The organism is Streptomyces sp. NPDC004126, from assembly GCF_050275515.1.
Classification (GTDB): Bacteria; Actinomycetota; Actinomycetes; order Streptomycetales; family Streptomycetaceae; genus Streptomyces.
The window spans coordinates 63,801-86,201 of sequence record NZ_JBNNPF010000035.1; the positions used below are offsets into that span (position 1 = coordinate 63,801).

Below are 22,401 nucleotides of genomic sequence, written 5' to 3' on the forward strand. Positions count from 1 at the left end.
TCCCTGGGGCTGGCCCGACTCCGCCGGTGCGGCGATCGGACGCCAGACGGACCGACCCGTCCCTCCATGCGATCCGAGGACCGATGACCACGATGACCGCAGTACGAGCCGGTTCCGGCCGCACGTCGCCCGGGACCGGGTGATGGCCGGCGGCGATTTCCGGCCCGTCTACCACCCCGCCGGCCTCGACAACGACCTGCGCGCCGCCGTACAGGACCTGCGCACCGGCCGCTGGCTGTCGATGGCGCGGCTGCTGGAGCGCACGGACGGCTGGGGGCTGTGGACCCAGCGCACCCAGGTCCTCGCCGCCGTCGCGGCCGGCTCCGACGTGGTCCAGGCCTGGCGGAGCGAGCAGCCCACCAGCATGGCGGCGACCGTGATGCACACCCGGGTGGCCGTGGAACGCGCCGTCCGCGCCCACCGCGCGGGCCATCCCCGTACGCACGAACTGTGGCAGGAGGCCTGGCAGTCCTGCCGGACCACCGCCGGCCTCAGCCCAGGCGACCCCGTGCCCTGGGTCTGCCTGCTCGCCCTGGCCCTCCTCGACGAGGAACGCCGGATGGACGAGCACCGGCTGCCGCCGCCCGGCCCGATGCTGCCTCCCGGGCCGTGGGGCATCCTGGCGCAGGCCGACGAGCGGGACCCGCACAACCGCGAGGCCTACCACCGGATGCTCCAGTTCGTACACGCGGGCGCGCCCGGGCCGCGTCCGAGTTCCGAGGCCGTCAACTTCGCCCGCTGGGCCGTCGCCGCGGCCCCGCCCGGGTCCCCGGTGCACCTGCTGCCGCTCTACGTCCACGTCGAGCGCTACCGCCGCGAAGGCGGCCAGGAACGCGCCCTCGACCTGCACTGGGTCGCGGAGGACGCCATCCGCGACGCCGTCCACGCCCTGGACGCCTGGTTCGCGTACGCCGAACCGGCGCAGGCCTCCCCGCTCGACCTGAACCACCTCGCGCACGCCCTGTGGGGAGCACACCGGTTCGAGGACGCGGCCCGGGTCTTCGACGCGATGGGCGGGTACTGGACCACCCTGCCCTGGGCCCAGCGGACCCGCGACCCCGCCGACCCGGCGCTCGCCGAGGAGGTGTTCCTGCGCGCCAGGTCCCGCAGCCTGGCCGGCCGGGACTGACCTCCCGCACCTCCACCCCTCTTTCCCACCCCCGCTTTCCCACCCCCGCTTTCCCCCGCTCCGTATCCCCCGTCCCCTGCTCCAACCCCCCTCGGAGGTACCCCCGTGTCGCGCACCACGCCGGCAGTCCGCCCGGACCACAAGGCCCCGCCCCACCAGGACGAGGAGGAGCGGCTCAGAGAACTGGGCTACCAGCCCGTACTCGCCCGCCGGATGGGCGGCTTCGGCAACTTCGCCATCAGCTTCTCGGTCATATCCGTGCTGTCCGGCTGCATGACCCTGTACGGCTTCGGCCTCGGTACCGGCGGCCCGTCCGTGATGCTGTGGGGCTGGGCCGGCGTCGGCCTCTTCGTCCTGTGCGTGGGGCTCGCCCTGGCCGAGGTGACCAGCGCCTACCCCACCTCCGGTGCGCTCTACTACATGGCCGACCGGCTCGGCGGACGCCGCTGGGGCTGGTACACGGGCTGGCTCAACCTGCTCGGCCTGCTCGGCGCCATCGCCGGCATCGACTACGGCGCCGCCCTGTTCACCGGTGCCTTCCTGAACCTCCAGTTCGGCTTCGTGCCCACCCCCGGCTCGACGTTCCTGATCTTCCTGGCCATCCTGCTGCTGCACGCCGTGCTCAACCTGTTCGGCGTCCGGCTCGTCAGCGTGCTCAACTCCATCAGCGTCTGGTGGCACCTGGCCGGCGTCGCCGTGATCGTCGGCGCCCTGGCCTTCGTACCCGACCGCCACCAGTCGGTCTCGTTCGTCTTCACGGAGTTCGTCAACGACACCGGCTGGGCCAACCCGCTCTACGTGGCGGCGATCGGCCTGCTGCTCGCGCAGTACACCTTCTCCGGCTACGACGCCTCCGCGCACCTCTCGGAGGAGACCTCCAACGCCTCCGTCTCCGCCGCCAAGGGGATCGTCCGGGCCATCTGGGCCTCCTGGATCGCCGGGTTCGCGCTGTTGGCCGGGCTCACCTTCGCCATCCAGGACTACGCGGCCGTCCAGGGCAGCGAAACCGGTGTGCCGCCCGCCCAGATCTTCCTCGACGCCCTCGGCTCCGGCGGCGCCACCGCCCTGCTGCTCGTCGTGATCGTCGCGCAGATCTTCTGCGGCAACGCCGAGGTCGCCGCGGCGAGCCGGATGGTCTTCGCCTTCAGCCGGGACAACGCCCTCCCCGGCTCCTCCCTGTGGCGCAAGGTGAGCGGCCGCACCCAGACCCCCGTCCCGGCCGTGTGGCTCTCGGTCGCGGCCGCCGCCGTCCTCGCGCTGCCCTCGCTCTGGTCCGCCACCGCCTACGGGGCCGTGACCGCCATCAACGTCATCGGCATCACCCCGGCCTACGCCATCCCGATCTACCTGCGGCTGCGGGCCGGGGACCGGTTCCAGCCCGGGCCGTGGAGCCTCGGCCGCTGGGGCAAGCCGGTCGGCTGGGTCGCCGTCGGCTGGGTGGCCCTGGTCACCGTCCTGTTCTGCCTGCCGCAGAAGTCCCCGGTGACGATCGACACGATGAACTACGCGGTGATCGCCCTGGCGGTCGTCCTGGTCCTCGCCAGCGTCTGGTGGTACGCCGCCCGGCGCTCCTACGGGACCCCGTCGGCCTACGGCAACGCCCGCGAGCAGGCGGACATCGCGGAGGGCATCGTCTGACCGTCGGGTCCCGCGGAGCGGCGGGCGGCGCCACGCAGCCTCAGCGGCGCCCGCCGCCCGGGGCGGCGGCGCCCGCGGCCGGCGCGGGCGTCCCGCGGTAGCGGGCGTTGATGACCGCGGCCCTGGCCAGCGCCGCGGGGTTCATGAAGCGCGCCGGACCCATCAGGCGGGACCCGAAGTGGTGCATGTGGCGCGCCATGGCCTCGTCGCGCGCCGCCGCCGCGAACATCAGCCGCTCCACGGGGTTGAACGGGCGGGCCTTGGCGTAGTCGACGGCCAGCGTCTGGTGGCCGCGCAGCCGGCGCCGGTGCGTACGGGCGTACGCCGCCAGCGACCGGTCGAGGTCGCCCCGGCCCGCCGCGGCCGCGGCGACCGCCCCGGCCAGCCAGCTACCGGACTCCAGCGCCCAGCCGCAGCCCACGCCCCACAAGGGGTCGCCCGTCAGGGCGGCGTCGCCGATCAGGGCGAGGCCCGGCGCGGTCGGCTCGCGGGTGAGGAGCGGGTAGTCGACGGTCCCGATGATCTTGCCGATCCGCTCGGCGGAGTCGAGGTCCGGCGCCTCGGGCAGGCCGCGGACGAAGGAGCGGAAGCTGCCCTCCAGGTCTTCACGGAAGGCCGGCAGCCGCTTCTTGTCCGGGAGCACCGCGACGACCGTCACCCCGTCGTCGTTGGGGAACGCGTACGCCATGTCGGGCTCCAGGAACCAGGCCCTGCCCAGCCCCCCTTCCAGCTCCAGGCCGCGGAAGTACGCGATGTACCCGAACCGCGAATTCTCGTGGCTCCGGGTGGGCACCCCGGCGAGCTTGGCCACGGCCGAGTCCTTCCCGTCGGCGCCGACCACGAGCCGGGCCCGGATCTCCCGCTCGCCCCGGGGGGTCCTCGCCCGCACGCCCACGGTCCGCCCGGCTTCGGTGACCAGCCCGGTCACCTGGTGGCCGAGGAGCAGGTCGACGCCTGGGGTCTCCGCGGCACGGGCCCTGATGAGCGGGTCGAGGGTGCTGCGCCGGACGTTGTACCCGTACGGCAGCGCGGGTCCGGCGGGGGCGGGCCTCGGATGGATCCATCCCCAACGGGTGTACCAGCGGGCCTCGTTGCGGACGGCTCCGGCCTTCTCAAGAGCGGGGAGGAGACCAAGCTCGTCCAGTACCGGGGCGGCGTTGGCGGTCATGGAGTGGGTGCACAGCACCTTGTACGCCTCGGGGTCCGAACGTCGTTCCAGCAGTGCGACGCGGACACCGCGCCGCGCGAGCAGGATCGCGGCGGTGCATCCGGCGAGGCTGGCTCCGCTGATGACGACGTCGTAGCCGTCTCCCGCGCTCTCGGGCTCGGTCATGCGCTGATCGCCCCCTTCGGGGTGTGGTGCGGTCGTGGTAGTGGTGCGGTCTCAACTGCACGCGGGAGCCCCGTGGTTGTCAATGTTCCCTTCGGGGCATGACCATCAGCCGCCCACCCCGCGGGACCGCCCGCCGGACACCCCCCGGGCCGCCACCGCGTCCAGTCGGCGCAGGCTGGTCCGGCGCTGGAGGAGGGCCAGGGCCGCCACGCCCGCGCCGAGTGCGAGCCAGCCGGGCGGGCCCGCCGCCATGACGGCGCCGGTGAGCAGCGGCGGGCCGACGGCCTTCTGCGCGGAGGAGGAGATCCCGGCCACGCCCAGGTAGGAGGCGCGTGCCTGCCGCGGGGCGAGGGAGACGGCCAGTTCCCAGGAGGACACCGAGCGGACCAGCTCGGCCGCGGTGACCAGGGCGGCCGCGGCCAGCAGCGTCGCGGAGGCGGTCCAGGGGCCGTGTTCGGGGGTGAGGGCGAGGAGGGCGCAGGCGCCGAGCAGGAAGAGCCCGTACCAGGAGACGGCGGCCGCCGCCTGGCGGGGTGCGCGGACCTTCGCCGACACGGGGAGCTGGAGGGCGACGACCAGCACGGTGTTGAGCACGAGGAAGGCGGGGACGACGGCGTGCGGCGCGTCGGTGCGGTGGACCAGCCACAGCGGGAGCCCGACGTCGAGGAGCGAGGCGTCGAGGTTCATCGCGGTGTCGAGGAGGACGAAGCGGAGGTAGCCGCGGTCCCGCCAGGGTCCGGCGGCCGGGGGCTTCGGCCCGGGCGGGCCGTCGCCGTCGCCGTCGCCGGGTACGGGGGCGACGAGGCGGCCGTGGCCGCGGGGTTCGCGCGTGCGCCACACCAGGACGGCGGCCGCCAGGAAGGACAGCGCGTTCCCGAGGATCAGGACCTCGTACGCGCCCCGGGTGCCGACGGCGAGGCCGACGGCGGCGAGGCCCGCGCCGACGGCGCACCCGGCGTTGGCGGCGCTGCGCGACAGGGCCTGGTAGGTGGTGCGCCGTTCGCCGGCGACCCGGGTCGCGAAGAGCATTTCGAGGGTCTTGGCCGCGCGGTCGCCGAGGCAGGTGAGGGCGACGATCAGCAGGAGCGCTTCGAAGCGGGTGACCGCGAGCATCGCGCCGAGGGTCGCCAGGCGCAGCAGGTGACAGGCGATCAGGAGGCGGCGTACGGGGAGCCGGTCGGCGAGGTGGCCCGCGAGGGGTGAGCCGGCGATGCCGGCCACCGCGCCGACGCCGAGCATCAGGCCGAGCCGGCCGGCGTCGAGGCCGACGACGAAGGTGAAGAAGAGCACCGAGGAGGCGGCCCAGATGCCGCTGCCGGTGCGGTCGACGAGCTGGCCGAGCAGCATGATCCGGGCGTCCCGGCCGCCGGGCGGCCGTCTGAGCTGTGCGATCAGTCCGCCGCCGCCGGCGGCCTGCTGGTGGTCCGTGTCGTGTCGCCGTGCCGTGCCGAGCCGCCGCATGGCGGGCCTCCGTCTCCCCCGCGAAAAGTATCTCGATGTCGAGATACCTCACGGCAGCCTGCCCTCCATTCATCTTGACGTCAAGATATTTCTGCCCGGACCGCCCGGCCCGCCCGGACCGCCCGGCCCCTGGCCCCCGCCCCCTCGACGTCAGGAGCGGAGCATGCGGGCGACGGCGCGGGAGGCCTCGGCGGCCTTCTCGCGCGCCCGGTCGCCGCCCTCGGCGGCGGCGTCGGCGACGCAGGAGTGCAGGTGGTCCTCCAGCAGGGTCAGCGCGAAGGACTGCAGGGCCTTGGTGGCGGCGCTGACCTGGGTGAGCACGTCGATGCAGTACGTCCCCTCCTCCACCATGCGCTGGAGGCCGCGCACCTGGCCCTCGATGCGGCGCAGCCGCTTGAGGACGTCGTCCTTGTCCGTGCGGTGGGCGGGGCGTGCGGAGAGTGCGGTGTGAGCGGACACGGCGGTCGATCCCTTCCCGTTCTTGCGTCTGGTACCCCCCGGGGGGTATGCCGGGTGCGAGCGGCTCAGTGGGAGTGGTCGCCCGACTCCTCCGGCGCCGCGGGGGCCGGGGAGGCCGCGGGCGCCGCGGGCGCCGCCGAGGGCTTGGCGCCGCCGCCCGCGTTGACCGTGAAGGCCGCCGTGCGCACCTTGCCCTGGTGCTGGAAGTCCAGGAAGAGCCGGTAGGTGCCCGCACTGGGGGCGGTGGCGGTGAAGGAGACGTCCGGGCCGGGGCCGCCCTCGTTGGGGTGGACGTGCAGGTAGGCGAGGTCTCCGTCGCGCAGGGCGACGAGGTGGCCGTAAGCGCCCAGATAGGGCTCCAGGTCGGTGACGGGCTTGCCGTCCTTGCTGACCGTGAGCTTGAGTTCGCCGGCCTTGCCGGGGTCGAGGGTCCCGCCCAGGGCCACCTGGTAGCCGTCCACCTCGGCCGTGTTCACGGCCGGCGGCATCGGGGCCGGTGCGTACGCCCCGGGGACCGAGAGGTCCGCGCCGAGGGTGACGTTCTTCGCGCCGGGCGCGTCCGGGGCGAAGTCGGCGAAGGCCTTGTAGGCGCCGGCCGCGGGCAGGTCCACGGGCGCCGACCAGGTGCCGTCCTGCGCCCGCACCGGGTGGAGGTGGCGGTAGACCGTGAGGTCGCGCGAGGCCACGATGAAGTGCAGCTCCTTGCCGTGCTCGGTCTTGTACCCGGTGACCTTGCGGCCCTGCGCGTCCTTGACCGAGAAGCGCAGCTCGCCCGGGCCCGCCGCGATGCTCGGGGTGTCCAGGCTCAGCGTGTAGCCGCCCTCCGAGACCTGGAGCCCACCGGCCGCCCGACCCTGGGCCGCCGCCTGGTCGTGCCCCCCGTGGCCCTCCGGCGCGGCGGACCCGGTGGACGCCTGCGCCGCGTGCGTCCCGTGCGCCGGCTTGGCCGGCGCGCCCACGGGTCCCACGCCCGCGCCCACCCCGCAGGCGGTGCCGAAGGTCGCCGCCAGCGCTGCGGCGAAAACGGTGATCTTCACTCCGGTGTTCATGGCTGATCTCCCCTACGACGTACGTACACACGGCCGCATCCAGCGGTTCCATGCACTTCACCATACCCCCCAGGGGTATCAAGTCAAGCTGGAGGAACACTTGCGGTGCATACCTCGGGGGGGTATATCTGGAGTCAGGCCGGATACCCCCAGCGGGTATCGGCACGACTGAGGTCCGATCTAGGAGAAACACATGTCTTCCTGCTGCACCCCCGAAGGCACCTGCGGTACGAACGCCGGCGAGACGACCACCACCGTGGCCGTGGTCGACACCACCGCCACCGTCTACCGCGTGACCGGCATGTCCTGCGGGCACTGCCGCACCGCCATCACCGCCTCCGTCGGCGCGCTCGACGGGGTCGTCTCCGTCGACGTGGACGTCGACGGCGGCCTGGTCACCGTGACCACCGCCGGCGAGCCCGACGACGCCGCGATCACCGCGGCGGTCGACGACGCCGGCTACGAGCTGACCGGCCGGGCCTGACGCCCGGTCCGTCCCCGACCCACCCGGCCGCCGGGGCCCCGTCCTTCCCACCGGGCCCCGGCCCCCACCCCGCGCTCGAACGAGGAGCAGCACTCATGACCACCATCACTCCCGGCGCCGCCCAGGTCGAGCTCGCCATCGGCGGCATGACCTGCGCCTCGTGCGCGGCACGCATCGAGAAGAAGCTCAACCGCATGGACGGCGTCGAGGCCACCGTCAACTACGCCACCGAGAAGGCCAAGGTCACCTTCGACGCCGACATCTCCGTCGCGGACCTGATCGCCACCGTCGAGGCCACCGGCTACACCGCGCAGGAGCCCGCCCCGCCGCGCACCGGCGGCGCCGGCGGCCCCGAGGGCGAGCAGCCCGAGCACGACGAACTCGCGCCGCTGCGCCAGCGCCTCGTCACCGCGGTCTCGCTCGCGGTGCCCGTCATCGCGATGGCGATGGCCCCGGCCCTGCAGATCGACTACTGGCAGTGGCTCTCGCTGACCCTGACCGCGCCCGTCGTCACGTACGCGGCCTGGCCCTTCCACCGGGCCGCCTGGACCAACGCCAGGCACGGCGCGGCCACCATGGACACCCTGATCTCGGTCGGCACGATCGCCGCGTTCCTGTGGTCGCTGTGGGCCCTGTTCTTCGGCACCGCCGGCACCCCCGGCATGACCCACGCCTTCGAGTTCAGCATCGCCCGCACCGACGGCGCGGGGAACATCTACCTGGAGGCCGCGGCCGGCGTCGTCGCCTTCATCCTGGCGGGCCGGTACTTCGAGGCCAAGTCCAAGCGCAAGGCCGGCGCCGCCCTCAAGGCGCTGCTGGAGCTGGGCGCCAAGGAGGTCACCGTGCTGCGCGGCGGCCGCGAGGTGACCGTGCCGACCGCCGAACTCCAGGTCGGGGACCGCTTCCTGGTCCGCCCCGGCGAGAAGATCGCCACCGACGGCACCGTCGTCGAGGGCTCCTCCGCCGTCGACGCCTCCATGCTCACCGGAGAGTCCGTGCCCGTGGAGGTCTCCGTCGGCGACTCCGTCACCGGTGCCACGCTCAACGCCGGCGGCCGCCTGGTCGTCGAGGCCACCCGGGTCGGCTCCGACACCCAGCTCGCCCGGATGGCCCGGCTCGTCGAGGACGCCCAGAACGGCAAGGCGGCCGCCCAGCGGCTCGCCGACAAGATCTCCGCGGTGTTCGTCCCCGTCGTCATCGGACTGGCCCTGGCCACCCTCGGGTTCTGGCTCGGCACCGGCTCGGGCCTCGCGGCCGCCTTCACCGCCGCCGTCGCCGTACTGATCATCGCCTGCCCCTGCGCCCTGGGCCTGGCCACCCCGACCGCCCTCATGGTCGGCACCGGCCGCGGCGCGCAGCTCGGCATCCTCATCAAGGGCCCCGAGGTCCTGGAGAGCACCCGCAAGGTCGACACCATCGTCCTGGACAAGACCGGCACCGTCACCACCGGCCAGATGACCCTGCTGCGCGTGCACACCGCCGAGGGCACCGGCGAGGCCGAGGTGCTGCGCCTCGCCGGAGCGCTGGAGCACTCCTCCGAACACCCCATCGCGCAGGCCGTCGCCGCCGGCGCCGCCGCCCGGGTCGGCACCCTGCCCACCCCGGAGGACTTCGCGAACATCCCCGGCCTCGGCGTCCAGGGCGTCGTCGAGGGCCACGCGGTCCTCGTCGGCCGCGGCAAGCTGCTCGCCGACTGGGCGATGGAGCTGCCCGCGGGCCTGGAGCGCGCCAAGTCCGAGGCGGAGGCCGCCGGCCGCACCGCGATCGCGGTGGCCTGGGACGGCGAGGCCCGCGCGGTGCTGGAGGTCGCGGACGCGGTCAAGGACACCAGCGCCGAGGCGATCCGCCGGCTGCGCGCCCTCGGCCTCACCCCGATCCTGCTGACCGGCGACAACAAGGCCGTCGCCGAGACGGTGGCCCGCGAGGTGGGCATCGACGAGGTCATCGCCGAGGTCATGCCGCAGGACAAGGTCGACGTCGTCAAGCGGCTCCAGGCCGAGGGCCGCAGCGTCGCGATGGTCGGCGACGGCGTCAACGACGCGGCCGCGCTCGCCCAGGCCGACCTGGGCCTGGCCATGGGCACCGGCACCGACGCGGCCATCGAGGCCGGCGACCTGACCCTCGTACGCGGTGACCTGCGGGCCGCGGCGGACGCCATCCGGCTCGCCCGCAAGACCCTCGGCACCATCCGCTCGAACCTGTTCTGGGCCTTCGCCTACAACGTGGCCGCCCTGCCGCTCGCCGCGGCCGGACTGCTCAACCCGATGATCGCCGGTGCGGCCATGGCCTTCTCCTCGGTCTTCGTCGTCGGCAACAGCCTGCGTCTGCGCGGCTTCCGGGCCGCCACCGACTGAGGAGACCCCCGTGGCCGGTTACACAGAACACAAGGACGACGTCATCAGACGGCTCCGGCGGATCGAGGGCCAGGTCCGCGGCGTGCAGCGGATGGTCGCCGAGGACGTCTACTGCGTCGACGTGCTCACCCAGGTCTCCGCGATCAACGCCGCACTCCGGTCCTGCGCCGTGACCCTCCTCGACGAACACCTCGCCTGCTGCGTCACCGAGGCCGTCACCAGGGGCGGGGACGAGGCGGAGACCAAGGTCGCCGAGGCGACCAGGGCCATCGCCCGCCTGATCCGCACCTGACGGGCCCCTCCCCCGGCCCCGCGCCCGCCGCCCCACCACCGGCACCGTCCGGTGGTGGGGCGGCGGGCGTCGCGGCGCCCGTGTACCGGTCCGGGGTATGACGCCGGCGCCGGGACGGGCCGTACGATGAGCCGCTCGCGAGGGGGAGGTCCGAGAGGGATGCGCGTACGCCGGCTGGGAGAGCTGGAGGCCGAGATCATGGACCGGGTGTGGCAGTGGGAACGCCCCGCCTCGGTCCGCGAGATCGTGGACGACATAAACCGGGTCCGCAAGGTCGCCTACACCACCGTCATGACCGTGGCGGACATCCTGTACCGCAAGGGCTGGCTGAGCCGCGAGAAATCGGGCCGGGCCTGGATGTACGAGGCGGTGCGCAGCCGCGAGGAGTACACCGCGGCGCTGATGCAGGACGCGCTCGGCGACAGCCAGGACCGCAGGGCCACGCTGCTGCGGTTCGTGGAGCGGATGTCCCACGAGGACGTGGAGGCGCTGGACGAGGCCCTGCGCGCCGCCCGCACCGACCGTCCGGCCGACGGGAGCGGCCGGTGAACCACCACGTACTGCCGCCCCTCGGACTCGCCCTGATCACCGGTCTGGTGCTGCCGCTCCTGCTGGTGCGCGCCCGCTGGGCCCAGCAGGTGCCCCGGCTGGGGCTGGCCGCCTGGATCGCCTGCGGCGCCGTCTTCGCGCTGTCCACGGCCATGCTGCCGGCGCAGCTGCTGCTGCCGGCGCAGACCAGCCACCGGCTCGTCGACGCCGTCCTCACCCTGACCCCGCCCTCCCCCGGACGGCTGGCCGCGGCCACGGCGCGCGAGGCCCTCGCCGCGGTGTCGGCGCTGGCGGTGCTGGCGGTACCGGCCACCGGTTTCGTACGCGAACTCGTGCGGGCGCGCCGGGCCCGCACCCGGCACGCCGAACTGCTGCGGCTCGTCGGCCGGTACGACCCCCGGCTCGGCGCGACGGTACTGGAGGACGCGCGCCCGGCGGTGTACTGCCTGCCGGGGCGTTCGCGGCGGGTCGTGGTGTCCTCGGGGGCCCTGGAGGTGCTGACGGAACAGGAGCTGGCCGCGGCGCTCGCCCACGAGCGGGCCCACATCGGCGGCCGCCACCACCTGCTGGTCGCGGCGGCGGGCGCGTACTCGGCGGTGTTCCGCCGGCTGCCGCTGGCCCGGATCGGCGGGCGGACGGTGCCGCTGCTGCTGGAGATGGCCGCCGACGACCGGGCGCTGCGCGGCTGTTCGAGCGACGCGCTGGCCACGGCGCTGTACGCGCTGGCCTCGGGGCGGGCGCCGCGCAGGGCGTTCGCGGCGGGCGGTCCGTCGGCGGCGCTGCGGATGCGGCGCATCCTGGGGCCGCGCCGGGCGGGACGCCCGGTGCTGCGCGGGGTGTTGGCGGTGGCAGGGGCGGTGTCGGCGGTCGTTCCGCTGGTGGTGGCGTGTTGTTGGACGTCCTGACAGCGGATTGCCTTCTTCCTCTCTCCGGCTCCAACCCGGTTATTTACTAAGCCAATTCGTAGATTTCGCGTCGCCCCCGGCCACTCGAATTGCCCGCTATTCTGAGCGCGTGCGGGCTCAGGACCGGTACGGCGAGAGGTGCGGAAAGAATGCTGCTGGCTGACGTGCGGACGGCAGCGCCCGGTGACGCGACGGCGATTTCCCGGCTCCTCGCCGAAGCGATTCGCGACGGCTACGGCGAGGCCCTCGGGGAAATCCGGGTCGGCCGGCTGGTGTCGGACCATTGCGCCCTGCCCCGCATTCGAGCGGAAATTGAAATTCCCGGCGGAGCTCCCGCCTGGCTGGGCTGGCTGGTCGCGGCCGACACCGACGGCACCGTGGTGGGCGCCGTCTCGGGCGGCGTGCCGGTCGACGCCGAGGGCGAGATCTACGCCCTGTGCGTGACCCCGGCCCGGCAGCGGCAGGGCGTCGGCACGGCACTGCTGGAGGCCGCCACCGGCCGGATGCGGGCGCACGGGGCCGCGTACCAGCGGATCACGCTGCCCGTCGAACAGGCCCCGGCGCTCCCCTTCTTCACCCACCACGGCTTCGGTGCGCTCACCCCGGTCAGGCTCGGCCGCTCCCTCTGACGGCCGCCCGCCCTCCGCCGGGGCGTGGCAGATCCACGCCATCGCGTGTTCACGCAGCCCGCCGCTCTGGCCCCGGACCTGCCGCGCAGGACAGGATTTCACCAGCGGCGCGGTCCCGGCGGCACGGGAGCTCCGCCCCGGACGGCTGGACCGAGCGACCCCCTGGAGGAGCGATGCACACACCGAGCGGCGTTTTTTCCCCGCCCCTGCCTCCTGTCGCGGCCGCCCCGTCCGCGCCCCTCGCGCCGGCCGTGCGCGCGGTCGGTATCCCGTCCCCCGCCGGCTTCCTGCCCGGCCTGGAGTCGGCCGCGCCCGCCGACGAGGACTCGCTCTGGCTCCAGGACGCCCTGCTGGGCCCGCACAGCGCGGACATCGTCCGCTACCTGGGCCTCGCGCGGGACTGCGGCGGCGGCCCGGTGCTGGACCTGGGCTGCGGCGCGGGGCGGCTCGCGGTGCCGTTCGCCCGCCAGGGCTTCCGCGTCGAGGCGGTGGACCGGGACGCCGACAGCCTGGAGCGGCTGCGGGCCTGGGGCCGGCGGATCGGGCCGCAGGTGTCGGAGCGCCTGGCCACCACCCGGGCCGACCTGGCGGGGCTGCGGCTGCGGGGCGGGTACCGGCTGGTCCTGCTGGCCGGGGCGATGATCTCCGCGGTGCCGCCCGGGGCACGTCCCGGGCTGCTGCGCGAGATCGCCGCGCACCTGGAGCCGGGCGGCGCGCTCGCCCTGGACTTCACGGTGCACCGGCCGCGCGGGCTGGTGGAGGACCCCTCGCGCACCTGGGCGTTCCAGGTGCCGCGGTTCGACGGGGTGGAGGAGTGGACGGTGGCCCGCCAGGAGTTCGACCCGGACGGCATGCGGGAGCACATCACCTACCACTCCGTCCGCACGGGCAGGCTGAGCAGCGAGCGGGTGGTCACGGCCACCCGGAAGTGGATCGTCGACCCGGAGCGGCTGACCGCCGAACTGCACGGGGCGGGCCTGCGCGTGGAACGCCGCCGGGGCCACCGCGTCGACGAGCGGACGGAGAGCGTCCTGCTCGTCTGCCGGGCCGGCGGCTGACCCCGGAGCCGCCGTTCCGCGAGGCCGGGCAAGAGGTACGATGCCCACAAAGGTTTGAGTGGACCAGATCGCGGATGGTGGCGGGGAGATGGCTGTCGTGGAGGAGTCGACCGGCCGCGAGGCGGTGATCCAGCGCCTCCGCGACGTCGGGCTGCGGGTCACCGGGCCGCGTCTCGAAGTGCTGCAAGTCCTGTCGGCGGGCGGCCACATGGACGTCGAGTCGCTCACCGCCGCCGCCCGCGAGCGGCTCGGGACCCTGACCAGCCAGGCGGTCTACGAGATGCTGCGGCACTTCCTGGAGACCGGGCTGGCGTCGAAGTTCGACCGCCCGGGCCTGCCGGCCGTGTTCGAGATCGCCGGCCCGCCCCACCAGCACGCGCTGTGCGTGCGCTGCGGCCGGGTGGAGAACGTGCGGGCGGAGGTGCCCGAGCCGGCCGGCGACGCGATCCGCACCTGGCGGATGGGCGAGGGCGCCGAGATCACCTTCAAGGGACTGTGCCCCGACTGCCTGGCCGCGCCGCGCGACTGACGCCCCCCCCCGCCCGTCTCCCCTCGGCAGCAGGGCAGTTGACCCGCACAAGATCCCTCGCCACCCCCGCCGGAGCCCCGTCCGGGCCGCCCGGAAGCGCAGTCGCGCACCTCAGAGGCACCGTGTGACGCCCGTCACATCCCGTTCGAGGGGGCGGGAGCCCTCCCATAGGTATGTGCCAAAGTGTGACTGTCGATTCGTAAGATGAGGGGGTCGCTTCGCGATGGCAACGGGCGACGGCAGGGACGGCATCCAGTCCGCCGACAGGGTGCTGGCCTTCTATCAGGAGCTGCGCCTGCGCGGGGTGTCCGACCTGAACGAGGTCTTCCGGGAGCTCGGGATCGCGCCCGAGGAGTACGAGAAGTGGCGCGCCGAGCTGACCTCCCTCGGCCTGATCGTCCCGACCGGCACCACCCACGCCACCCGCGCCGACCTCCAGTCCGGCGCCTGGGAGCCCGGGCCGGACGCGGTCACCGTGATCGACCCCGAGATCGCCCTGCTGCGGATGCTCCAGCGCGAACGCGAGCGGCTGCGCGAGCACCTGGACGAGTCGGACCGGGCGTACAGCGCGCTGGAGAACCTGGTCGGAAGGTTTCTGCGGCCCGGGTCGCTGAACGCCTCCGACGTCGAGGTCGAGATCCTCGACGACTACGGCCGCATCCAGCAGGTGCTGGAGGACATCACCGACGTCATCCGGCACGACCTGACGTCCATGCACGTGACGGCGCTGGTCAGGGAGGTCGCCGACCGGGTGCTCAGCCGCGACCGCCGCCAGATCGACAACGGGGTGCGCATCCGCGCCATCTACCACCAGCGCATCACCACCTCGCCGGAGGCGGTGGAGATGCTCCGCCGCCGGGTCGAGGCCGGGGTGGAGATCCGCCTGTCCCCCGCCGTCCCGATGAACATGATCATCGCGGACCAGCAGTTCGCGGTACTGCCCGTGCACCCCGACGACCGGGCGGCCGGCGCGATCCTCGCCCGGGGCCCCGCCCTGGTCCGCTCCTACCTCGCGCTGTACGAGCACTGCTGGCACGCGGCCACCCCGTACGGCGACGACGCCGTGCCGGAACTCGGCGGCGACGGCCTGTCGGAACAGCAGCGGGCCGCCCTGAAAATGCTCGCCTCGGGAATGAAGGACGAAAAGGTCGCACGGAATCTCGGGGTGTCCCTGCGGACGGTGAGCCGAATGCTTTCCGAGCTGATGCAGGAAATGGGAGCGTCGAGCCGTTTCGAGGCCGGCGTACGCGCCCAGCGGCTCGGCTGGCTGGACTGATTTCACGGGACACGCATCGGGAAAACAAAAAGCCCCGTGTCCGCGGGAGGCGGTCACGGGGCTTCTTCCCGCCCGAGCGGGGCGGGACGTTCAGTCCCAGCCGTTGCCGTCCGCGCGGGACATCGCGCCGACGGCGACGGCCCCGGTACAGGACGTGCGGGCGGGGCCGGCGTGGCGGGTGTTCGCGCGGATTCCGGTGGTGTGCACGGCGGACATGATTCCTCCAGGAAGTCTGAATATCGATTCAGTCTCCGCGGATCCGTGCCGCCGGTATTCCGTCGAAGACATCTCCATTCTCATATGGATTCCGCGGCCGGGCCACTTTCCTGTAGCGCCTTTAGGGCGGATCTGGAGTTCATGCAGACGTTACACCTGCGCATCTTTGGTCAGCCCAAAAGAGCTGTTAGGGTGGCCTTCCGGCCTTCTCGGCCCTCCAGGGGAGAGGCGTCGGCGAGGCAGGAGCGTGCCGCCGCTCCTGCCTCACTCACCGCCTCGCTCACCTCCGGCCCCCACCGCTCCTCGCGCAGCACGTCCCGGTAGACCTCCAGGGTGCGCGCGGCCGCGGCCCGCCAGCTCATCTCGCGTGCGTGGCGCACCGCCGCCCGCCCCATCTCCGCGGCCTGATCCGGCCGCCCGGCGAACCAGCGCAGCCTCCGGGCGTACTCCACCGGGTCGTTGCCGCGTACGAGCAGTCCCGTCACCCCGTCGCGCACGGCGGTCGGCAGCCCCCCGACCGCCGACGCCAGCACCGGGGTCCCGCAGGCCTGGGCCTCCAGCGCGACCAGCCCGAAGGACTCGCTGCGCGAGGGCACCAGCAGCACGTCGGCCGCCCGGTACCACTGCGCGAGCTCCGCCTGCGGTACCGGCGGGAAGTGCCGCAGCACGTCCGACACCCCCAGCTCGCGCGCCAGTTCCCAGGCCCCGCCGCGCGGGCCGGCCCCCGAGGCGCCGCCCACCACCGGGACGACGGTCCGCCGGCGCAGCCCCGGGGCCTGCCGCAGGAGTTCGGCGACCGCCCGGACCATCACGTCCGGGCCCTTGAGGGGCTGGATCCGGCCCGCGTACAGGGGGACGAACGCGTCGGCCGGCAGTCCCAGCCCGGCCCGCGCCGCCGCCCGCCCCCGTCCGGGCCCGAAGGTGCGCAGGTCGACCCCCGGGCGGACGATCTCCGTGCGCCGCTCCTCGGCCGCGTACAGCTCGTGCAACGCCCGAGCCTCGTCGGCGGTGTTGGCGATGAGGCGGTCCGCCGAGCCGACGACCTGGTCCTCGCCGCGGATGCGCAGCTCCGGCTCGGGGGCGTCGCCGTCGGCGAGGGCCCGGTTCTTCACCCGGGCCAGGGTGTGCGCGGTGTGCACCAGCGGGATCCGCCAGCCGGCGGCGGCGATCCGGCCCGCCTGGCCGGAGAGCCAGTAGTGCGAGTGGACCAGGTCGTAGCGCCGCTCCTGCTTGAGCAGCGCCAGCGAGAACGGGACGACCAGGGCGGGCATGTCCTCCTTGGCGAGGGCGGCGCGCGGGCCGGCCTCCAGGTGGTGCACCCGGACACCGGGGCCGAGGAGGTCCGGGGAGGGGCGGTCCTCGCCCCGGCAGCGCGTGAACAGGTCCACCTCGACGCCGTGTTCGGCGAGCGCGCGGGACAGCTGGACCATGTAGACGTTCATGCCGCCCGCGTCCCCGGTGCCGGGCTGGTGCAGCGGCGAGGTGTGGACGCTGAGCATGGCGACGCGCAGGGACACGTGGAGCTCCTACGGGCAGGGGCCGCGCCCGCCCCGCGCCGCCGGGCGACCGGCGCGCGGTCACGCGGCGAGGAAGGGATTCTGTCGTCGTGCGGTGGTGCGCTGGTGCGGTGGTGCGCGGCATGTGCGTGCTGCGCGTGGTGCGCGGCGTGCGCGCGTGCCCGGGGGTGTCGCTAGAAGCCGAACACCGGTCCCGACGGCGGGGCCAGGCGGGTGCCCGGGGCGGGCGGGACGAGGGCGGCGGCCGAGACCGGTCCGCCGGGTTCCGCCTTGAGGGCGGCGGCCAGCCGGTCCGCGCCCTCGGGCATCACCGGGCGCGCCCACGCGCCCAGCGCCCGGGCCACCGCCAACTGCGCTGCCAGCACGGGCAGGTGGCGGCCGGCGGCGGTGGGGCGGTGGGCCTCGTGCGCGTTGACGTGACCGAAGTCGGCCGCGGAGCGCACCATCTCGTCGAGCAGGGCGACCGCCCTGCGCGGGTCGAACGCGTCAGGGGAGTAGGCCTCGCGCAGGTCCTCCAGCCCGCGCAGCAGCCGGCGTTCCAGCACCTCCCAGCCGGAACCCCCGGGCAGGGCCTCGGGGGCCCGTCCCGCGCACTCCTCGCGGACTGCGGCGAAGAGCCGGGCGAGCCAGTTGTTCCAGCTCTCGTCCAGCTCCCGGCGGGCGGCGGCGAGCCGGTCGGCGTGGAAGGCCGTGCGGCGGCCGAGCGGGCGGGCCTGCAGGACGTGCCGGCGCAGGGTGTCCGAGCCGTACTCGGTGATCAGGTCCAGGGCCCAGGCCTTCTGGCCGGAGCCCCACACGAGCGCCTCGTCCTCGATGACGTACGCCTCGTTGACGCAGAAGTGCTGGGGCAGCTTGAGCCCCTGGGCGAACAACAGGACCGGCAGCAGCACCGCGTGGCAGAAGGCGTGGCCGAACCCGCAGAAGTGGACGGCCCGTTCGGGCAGCGGCCGGTCGCCGTGGCCGAAGAGGTGCATGGCGGCCGCCTCGAAGCAGCCGTCGATCCGGTGCTCGGGGAAGCCGTCGACGGGGACGGGCAGCCCCCACTCGGCGGGGTGGGACACCGCGATGTCCGGCAGCCCGTCCTCGACGAGCGACTCGCACAGCGCGGCCAGCCTCGGCGGCAGCCCGGTGCCGGCCCAGTACTCGGCGAGCGCCTCGCGGTACGGCTCCAGCGGGACGTACAGCCGCCGGCAGCGCCGGGGCAGGGCCGGCGCGTCGCACAGGGCGCAGCGCGGCTCCAGCAGGTCGCCGCCGTCGTTGGGGCGGGCGCACTCGTGGCACATCCCGCCCTCGCAGGACGCCGCGCAGTGCGGGCAGGTGCCGGTGACGTGCGCTCCGTGGAGCCAGCGTCCGCAGGGCTCGCAGTACGGGGTCAGGCGGGTGCGGGCGGCGATGACCCCGTCCGCGTACAGCTGCCGGAAGAGCTCCGTCAGGCGGCCCCGGTAGCCCTTGTCCTGGCGGGGTCGCACGATGTGGTCGAACTCGACGCCCGAGCGCAGCCAGTCCGACGTGATCGAGGCGCGGTACCCCTCGGCGACCTCCTCCGGTTTGCGGCCGGCGCGGAGCGCGCGGACGTGGACGGAGCTGGCGTGGTCGGCGGTGCCGGTGGTGAACCGGACGGGTTCGCCCTCGGCCCGCAGGAACCGGGCGAGTACGTCGGCGGCGACGTACGGTCCTGCGAGATGGCCGACGTGCAGTTCGCCGTGGGTGGCCGGCGGGGTCGCGGTGATCCAGACGGGGGTGCTCATGGGACCTCCTTGACGCTGTGGTGCGAAGGACGCAGCGAGGCTCGGAACGGAAGGAACAGCGGGTGCCCAGCCAAGACTGACAGAGGAACGAACCGCCCGGTCTGGTTTCGGCTTGCGCGTTCGCGCCGTTGCGTGGACACGCCAGCGGACCGCCCCCGCGGCCGGTGCACGACCGGGGCGCGGCCGGTGGTCGACCGGTGCGCGGCCGTCAGGCGGCGCAGTCCGCCGGTACGCGCATCCCCCGCACCACCTCGGTCCACAGCTCGTGCGTGGCCAGCGCCCACAGCGCGAGCGCGTCACGCTCCGACGGCCGCTCCAGCTGACGGGCCAGCAGGGTCCGCACCCGGTCCGGCCGGACCTGCCCGGCCCGCGCCAGCCGCTCCGCCGACAGCAGTTCGCGTACGGGCTCCAGCAGCGGCCCGCCGGGGGCGAGCATCGCGGTGACCGGCAGCGCGAACGGCTGCCGGGGGCGCCCGCGCACGGCCTTGGGCAGCAGCTCCCGGCCCGCCTCGGCCAGCGCACGCCGGTCCTGGAGCAGGCGCGGCGGCAGGGCCCGGGCGTGCGCGGTCACCGGCGGCCGGCAGAACGGCGTACGCGCCTCGACGGCCGAGGCCATGCCCAGGTGGTCGAGCCGGCGCAGGTGCCGGGCCGGCAGCCGCCAGCGGCCCTCGAACGCGGTGACCGCGGCCAGCCGGTCACCGCCGGCGGAGCGCAGCTCCCGCTCGACGCGGTCGGCGGCCGAGCCCTCCTCCGCGATGAAGGCCCGGTAGTCGGGCGTGTACAGGTACTCGCGCAGCAGCCGCGGCGCGGCGGACAGCCCGTCGGTGTAGGCGGCGGCCCAGTCGGCGACGAACGGGCCGGTGCCCGCCACCCGCGTGCGCGCGTCGGCACCGAACAGCTCGTCGGCGCCGTCCCCGGTCAGGGCCACGCTGTACCCGGCCCGCCGCACGGCCCGGAAGAGGGCGTACGTGCTCAGCGCGGCCGGGTCGGCGTCGGGCTGCCCCAGGTGCCGGGTGGTGAGGGTCAGCAGCGACCCCAGCTCGGCCGGGTCCAGGGCGACTTCGTGGTGGACGGTACGGGTGTGCCGGGCCACCGCGCGGGCGTACGCGGCCTCGCAGTCGGGCCACCGGCCGCGGTGGCCGAGGTGGAAGCCGTGCGGGGCGGGCGCCCCCGCCTCCCGGGCGTACTCGGCCGCGAGCGCGGTGACCAGGCCCGAGGCGAGTCCGCCGCTGGTGAGGACGCACACCGGTACGTCGGCCCGCGCGAGGCGGCGCACCTCCCGGCGGAGCACGTCCGCGGTGGACCGGCGGCCCCGCTCGGGGGTCTCCGGTGCCGGGGTCCGGCGCCGCAGCGCCGCCGGCCTGCCCGGGTGCACGACGGCGGTCGCGCCGGGCGGCAGGGCGCTGATGCCCTCCAGGGCGGTCCGGGCGGAGACCGGGGTGCGCAGGGCGAGGACGGTGTCGAGGCTGTCCGCGCGCGGCGCCGCCCGCACCCCGTCGAACGCCAGCAGCGCCGGGATCTCGGAGGCGAACCGGAACGCCCCGTCCGCGCCCTGGTGGTAGTGCAGGGGCCGGCCGCCCAGGGGGTCCACCGCGAGGACCAGCCGGGGGGCCGCGCGGACGTCGAGGACGGCGACGGCGAACATCCCGTCGAGGCGGCGCGCGAACCCCGCCCCGTACTCGGCGTACAGCGCGGGCAGCAGGGTGCCGTCGCACAGGTCGGGGAAGCGGTGGCCGCGGGCGGCGAGTTCGCGCCGCAGCTCGGCGTGGTTGTAGATCTCCCCGCCCAGGACGGCGGCCACCCCCGGCAGGTGGGCCAGCCGGTACGGCTGCCGCCCGCCGCGCGGGTCGGTCACCGCGAGCCGGTCGCAGCCCAGCGCCCACCCCGGCCCGCGCAGCACCTGGTGCCCGTCGGGGCCGCCGTGCCGCTGCCTGGCCGAGACGGCCGCCAGTTCGGCCGGGTCGGGTGCGGCCGTCCCGGCCGCGAGCGAGCCGAAGATCCTGCCCATGCCGGACGCCTCCGCTTCCCACGCGTGCGTGGTTCCCTCGACGATGTGGAGCAGTGAGACCTGCGAGTGGCGTACAGGCGACATGTCGCGAGTACGCCAAAGGGGCCGCCTTGCGGCCGGTGCCCGCGCCCAACAGGCTGATCACATGGAACACTTCGCGACCGATCGCATAGACCGCAGCGCCCCCGAATCCCTGCTGGTCGTGGCCGCGCACCCGGACGACATCGAGTTCTGCGTCAGCGGGACGGTCATGCGGTGGATCGCGCAGGGCACCACCCGGGTGACGTACTGCATCGTCACCGACGGCGGTGCGGGAGGCTACGACGAGCAGCTCCCGCGCCAGGCCATGGGGGACCTGCGCCGGGCCGAACAGGTCCACTCGGCCAAGCGCAGCGGCGTCGACGACGTCCGCTTCCTCGGCTACCCCGACAGCTACGTCGAGGCGAGCGTGGAGCTGCGCCGGGACCTGTGCCGGGTGATCCGGCAGGTCCGGCCGCAGCGTGCCGTCATCCCGAGCCCGGAGATCAACTGGGGCCGGATCGCGGACCTGCACCCCGACCACCGGGCGGTGGGCGACGCCGCCCTGCGGGCCGTCTACCCCGAGGCGCGCAATCCGTTCGCGCACCCCGAACTCCTCAGGGAGGAGGGCCTGGAGCCGTGGATCGTGCCGGAGCTGTGGCTGATGACCGGGCCGACACCCAACCAGTACATCGACGTCACCCCCGTCTTCGACCAGAAGGTCGAGGCGCTGCGCATCCACACCTCGCAGACCGCGCACTTCGACGACCTGGCGGGGCTGCTGCGGGAGTGGCTGGGCGAGCACGCCCGGGCGGCGGGGCTGCCTCCGGGCCGGATGGCGGAGGCCTTCCAGGTCGTCAGGATCGACTGACCGGCCGGGGGCCGTGCCGGGGGGCCGTGCCGGGGCCGGGTCGCGTTCGCCGCGTGGGGCGTACGGGACCCGGCCGTCGTGCTGTCCGGGGTCACCGGTATACGAGCAGTTCCGCCTCGTCCGCGCCCGCCAGTTCGTAGCGGGTCGCGACCAGGGGGCGGCCGGAGTAGAGGCGGATCAGTGTCGCCGCGTCCCCCCGGAAGCGGGCCGGGGGCCGGCCGGGCACCTCGTTGCCCAGGACCAGCGGCCGACCGGGGCCGCCGATGTCGGCGACCAGCCGGGGCGTCTCCCGCTTGCGGCTGACCATCCGCAGCAGCGGCAGGGCCAGTGGCAGGCTGTCCCCGGCGTACTCCCCGGGCTCACCGAACGCCGCGCGGACGTCGCCCGCGTGGATCCACTCCCCCAGGGCGACCGCGTCGAGCGTGCCGTCGCCCTCGGCGATGACCGGCCCGGCCTCGCTGAGACCGCGTTCCAGCTCGTCCACGATCCGCGCGAGGGACCAGTCCACGCGTTCGGCCACGTCGGCCGCGTTGGCGGCGGGCAGGAACACGCCCTCCTCCAGCCGGCCCTCCACGATGCGGACCAGGGCGGCCCCGCAGTGCGCGAGGACGTCCCGCACGGTCCACCCCGGGCAGGCGGTGCGCAGCCCGTACGCCGCCTCCGGCGTACGCCGCAACAGCGGCAGCAGCGCGTCCCGTTCGGTGCGCAGCAGCCGGTCGGGGAGCCAGGGGTCGCGCACCTCGGCGTCGGCTTCCACGGCCGCTTCCATGATGGCCACGGCCGTCAGTAGCGGTAGTGGTCGGGCTTGTACGGGCCCTCGACCTCGACGCCGATGTACGAGGCCTGCTCGGGGCGCAGGGTGGTGAGCTTGACGCCGA

At 74.5% G+C, this 22,401-nt stretch carries 22 protein-coding genes; 12 read left to right on the plus strand and 10 right to left on the minus strand.

Annotated elements, in window-relative coordinates:
- The first annotated feature begins 142 nt into the window (after positions 1–142).
- Both ACQKM2_RS28270 and ACQKM2_RS28275 read left to right on the plus strand, forming a co-directional pair.
- A complete protein-coding gene (locus tag ACQKM2_RS28270) occupies positions 143–1,129 on the plus strand; it encodes a hypothetical protein (RefSeq protein WP_427714641.1) in 987 nt (328 codons plus the stop codon).
- Positions 1,130–1,342: 213 nt separating this feature from the next.
- Positions 1,343–2,767, plus strand: coding sequence for an amino acid permease (locus ACQKM2_RS28275; protein ID WP_427714674.1), 1,425 nt, complete (start codon positions 1,343–1,345; stop codon positions 2,765–2,767).
- Between the two features lie 40 nt (positions 2,768–2,807).
- On the opposite strand, the gene ACQKM2_RS28280 is transcribed toward ACQKM2_RS28275, so the two are convergent.
- From ACQKM2_RS28280 to ACQKM2_RS28295, 4 genes are all read right to left on the minus strand, one after another.
- Complete coding sequence (locus tag ACQKM2_RS28280) at positions 2,808–4,100, minus strand: NAD(P)/FAD-dependent oxidoreductase (RefSeq protein WP_427714642.1); 1,293 nt, start codon at positions 4,098–4,100, stop codon at positions 2,808–2,810.
- Positions 4,101–4,205: 105 nt separating this feature from the next.
- Positions 4,206–5,561: an MFS transporter gene (locus ACQKM2_RS28285; RefSeq protein WP_427714644.1), complete on the minus strand. Its 1,356-nt coding sequence runs from the start codon at positions 5,559–5,561 to the stop codon at positions 4,206–4,208.
- 150 nt (positions 5,562–5,711) lie between these two features.
- The gene (locus ACQKM2_RS28290; RefSeq protein ID WP_427714646.1) at positions 5,712–6,020 is read right to left on the minus strand and encodes a metal-sensitive transcriptional regulator; all 309 of its coding nucleotides are present in this window, start codon (positions 6,018–6,020) and stop codon (positions 5,712–5,714) included.
- A 65-nt stretch (positions 6,021–6,085) separates the two neighbouring features.
- On the minus strand, positions 6,086–7,069 hold the full coding sequence (locus ACQKM2_RS28295; RefSeq protein WP_427714647.1) for a hypothetical protein: 984 nt from the start codon (positions 7,067–7,069) through the stop codon (positions 6,086–6,088).
- A gap of 193 nt (positions 7,070–7,262) precedes the next feature.
- Between ACQKM2_RS28295 and ACQKM2_RS28300 the strand changes: the two genes are divergently transcribed.
- From ACQKM2_RS28300 to ACQKM2_RS28340, 9 genes are all read left to right on the plus strand, one after another.
- Positions 7,263–7,553, plus strand: coding sequence for a heavy-metal-associated domain-containing protein (locus ACQKM2_RS28300; protein WP_427714649.1), 291 nt, complete (start codon positions 7,263–7,265; stop codon positions 7,551–7,553).
- A gap of 95 nt (positions 7,554–7,648) precedes the next feature.
- Positions 7,649–9,907 carry a heavy metal translocating P-type ATPase gene (locus ACQKM2_RS28305; protein WP_427714651.1) on the plus strand — a complete coding sequence of 753 codons (2,259 nt, stop codon included), beginning with the start codon at positions 7,649–7,651 and terminating at the stop codon, positions 9,905–9,907.
- Between the two features lie 10 nt (positions 9,908–9,917).
- The gene (locus ACQKM2_RS28310) at positions 9,918–10,199 is read left to right on the plus strand and encodes a metal-sensitive transcriptional regulator (protein WP_427714653.1); all 282 of its coding nucleotides are present in this window, start codon (positions 9,918–9,920) and stop codon (positions 10,197–10,199) included.
- Between the two features lie 159 nt (positions 10,200–10,358).
- A complete protein-coding gene (locus tag ACQKM2_RS28315) occupies positions 10,359–10,748 on the plus strand; it encodes a BlaI/MecI/CopY family transcriptional regulator (protein ID WP_007267334.1) in 390 nt (129 codons plus the stop codon).
- Positions 10,745–11,653: a M56 family metallopeptidase gene (locus ACQKM2_RS28320; RefSeq protein WP_427714654.1), complete on the plus strand. Its 909-nt coding sequence runs from the start codon at positions 10,745–10,747 to the stop codon at positions 11,651–11,653. The genes ACQKM2_RS28315 and ACQKM2_RS28320 overlap by 4 nt, the downstream gene beginning before the upstream one ends.
- A gap of 149 nt (positions 11,654–11,802) precedes the next feature.
- The gene (locus tag ACQKM2_RS28325; RefSeq protein WP_427714655.1) at positions 11,803–12,282 is read left to right on the plus strand and encodes a GNAT family N-acetyltransferase; all 480 of its coding nucleotides are present in this window, start codon (positions 11,803–11,805) and stop codon (positions 12,280–12,282) included.
- Positions 12,283–12,455: 173 nt separating this feature from the next.
- Complete coding sequence (locus ACQKM2_RS28330; RefSeq protein WP_427714657.1) at positions 12,456–13,340, plus strand: SAM-dependent methyltransferase; 885 nt, start codon at positions 12,456–12,458, stop codon at positions 13,338–13,340.
- An 88-nt stretch (positions 13,341–13,428) separates the two neighbouring features.
- The gene (locus ACQKM2_RS28335; protein WP_427714658.1) at positions 13,429–13,869 is read left to right on the plus strand and encodes a Fur family transcriptional regulator; all 441 of its coding nucleotides are present in this window, start codon (positions 13,429–13,431) and stop codon (positions 13,867–13,869) included.
- 223 nt (positions 13,870–14,092) lie between these two features.
- Positions 14,093–15,145: a LuxR C-terminal-related transcriptional regulator gene (locus ACQKM2_RS28340; RefSeq protein ID WP_427714659.1), complete on the plus strand. Its 1,053-nt coding sequence runs from the start codon at positions 14,093–14,095 to the stop codon at positions 15,143–15,145.
- Positions 15,146–15,235: 90 nt separating this feature from the next.
- Here ACQKM2_RS28340 and ACQKM2_RS28345 read toward each other — a convergent pair whose 3' ends face one another.
- From ACQKM2_RS28345 to ACQKM2_RS28360, 4 genes are all read right to left on the minus strand, one after another.
- Positions 15,236–15,361, minus strand: a complete 126-nt coding sequence (locus ACQKM2_RS28345; protein ID WP_427714660.1) for a hypothetical protein — start codon at positions 15,359–15,361, stop codon at positions 15,236–15,238.
- A gap of 170 nt (positions 15,362–15,531) precedes the next feature.
- Entirely contained in the window at positions 15,532–16,878 is a 1,347-nt protein-coding gene (mshA, locus tag ACQKM2_RS28350; RefSeq protein ID WP_427714661.1) for a D-inositol-3-phosphate glycosyltransferase, read from the minus strand.
- A 173-nt stretch (positions 16,879–17,051) separates the two neighbouring features.
- Positions 17,052–18,626, minus strand: coding sequence for a class I tRNA ligase family protein (locus tag ACQKM2_RS28355; protein WP_427714663.1), 1,575 nt, complete (start codon positions 18,624–18,626; stop codon positions 17,052–17,054).
- A gap of 208 nt (positions 18,627–18,834) precedes the next feature.
- On the minus strand, positions 18,835–20,718 hold the full coding sequence (locus ACQKM2_RS28360) for an asparagine synthetase B family protein (protein WP_427714665.1): 1,884 nt from the start codon (positions 20,716–20,718) through the stop codon (positions 18,835–18,837).
- A gap of 61 nt (positions 20,719–20,779) precedes the next feature.
- On the opposite strand from ACQKM2_RS28360, the gene ACQKM2_RS28365 reads away from it, so the two are divergent.
- Entirely contained in the window at positions 20,780–21,523 is a 744-nt protein-coding gene (locus ACQKM2_RS28365) for a PIG-L deacetylase family protein (RefSeq protein WP_427714667.1), read from the plus strand.
- 91 nt (positions 21,524–21,614) lie between these two features.
- Here ACQKM2_RS28365 and ACQKM2_RS28370 read toward each other — a convergent pair whose 3' ends face one another.
- Positions 21,615–22,292 carry a maleylpyruvate isomerase family mycothiol-dependent enzyme gene (locus tag ACQKM2_RS28370; protein WP_427714676.1) on the minus strand — a complete coding sequence of 226 codons (678 nt, stop codon included), beginning with the start codon at positions 22,290–22,292 and terminating at the stop codon, positions 21,615–21,617.
- 14 nt (positions 22,293–22,306) lie between these two features.
- Positions 22,307–22,401, minus strand: a 95-nt coding sequence (locus ACQKM2_RS28375) for an adenosylhomocysteinase (protein WP_366834197.1), incomplete at its 5' end; no start/stop codon positions are given.

What these genes read in the sequence shown, in the direction of transcription:
- ACQKM2_RS28345 (WP_427714660.1), bottom strand. Translation starts at nt 15,361, where the DNA reads ATGTCCGCCGTGCACACCACCGGAATCCGCGCGAACACCCGCCACGCC.
- ACQKM2_RS28295 (WP_427714647.1), bottom strand. Translation starts at nt 7,069, where the DNA reads ATGAACACCGGAGTGAAGATCACCGTTTTCGCCGCAGCGCTGGCGGCG.
- ACQKM2_RS28335 (WP_427714658.1), top strand. Translation starts at nt 13,429, where the DNA reads ATGGCTGTCGTGGAGGAGTCGACCGGCCGCGAGGCGGTGATCCAGCGC.
- ACQKM2_RS28365 (WP_427714667.1), top strand. Translation starts at nt 20,780, where the DNA reads ATGGAACACTTCGCGACCGATCGCATAGACCGCAGCGCCCCCGAATCC.
- ACQKM2_RS28300 (WP_427714649.1), top strand. Translation starts at nt 7,263, where the DNA reads ATGTCTTCCTGCTGCACCCCCGAAGGCACCTGCGGTACGAACGCCGGC.
- ACQKM2_RS28285 (WP_427714644.1), bottom strand. Translation starts at nt 5,561, where the DNA reads ATGCGGCGGCTCGGCACGGCACGGCGACACGACACGGACCACCAGCAG.
- ACQKM2_RS28315 (WP_007267334.1), top strand. Translation starts at nt 10,359, where the DNA reads ATGCGCGTACGCCGGCTGGGAGAGCTGGAGGCCGAGATCATGGACCGG.
- ACQKM2_RS28330 (WP_427714657.1), top strand. Translation starts at nt 12,456, where the DNA reads ATGCACACACCGAGCGGCGTTTTTTCCCCGCCCCTGCCTCCTGTCGCG.
- ACQKM2_RS28340 (WP_427714659.1), top strand. Translation starts at nt 14,093, where the DNA reads ATGGCAACGGGCGACGGCAGGGACGGCATCCAGTCCGCCGACAGGGTG.
- ACQKM2_RS28360 (WP_427714665.1), bottom strand. Translation starts at nt 20,718, where the DNA reads ATGTCGCCTGTACGCCACTCGCAGGTCTCACTGCTCCACATCGTCGAG.
- ACQKM2_RS28305 (WP_427714651.1), top strand. Translation starts at nt 7,649, where the DNA reads ATGACCACCATCACTCCCGGCGCCGCCCAGGTCGAGCTCGCCATCGGC.
- ACQKM2_RS28370 (WP_427714676.1), bottom strand. Translation starts at nt 22,292, where the DNA reads ATGGAAGCGGCCGTGGAAGCCGACGCCGAGGTGCGCGACCCCTGGCTC.
- ACQKM2_RS28355 (WP_427714663.1), bottom strand. Translation starts at nt 18,626, where the DNA reads ATGAGCACCCCCGTCTGGATCACCGCGACCCCGCCGGCCACCCACGGC.
- ACQKM2_RS28280 (WP_427714642.1), bottom strand. Translation starts at nt 4,100, where the DNA reads ATGACCGAGCCCGAGAGCGCGGGAGACGGCTACGACGTCGTCATCAGC.
- ACQKM2_RS28270 (WP_427714641.1), top strand. Translation starts at nt 143, where the DNA reads ATGGCCGGCGGCGATTTCCGGCCCGTCTACCACCCCGCCGGCCTCGAC.
- ACQKM2_RS28275 (WP_427714674.1), top strand. Translation starts at nt 1,343, where the DNA reads ATGGGCGGCTTCGGCAACTTCGCCATCAGCTTCTCGGTCATATCCGTG.
- ACQKM2_RS28325 (WP_427714655.1), top strand. Translation starts at nt 11,803, where the DNA reads ATGCTGCTGGCTGACGTGCGGACGGCAGCGCCCGGTGACGCGACGGCG.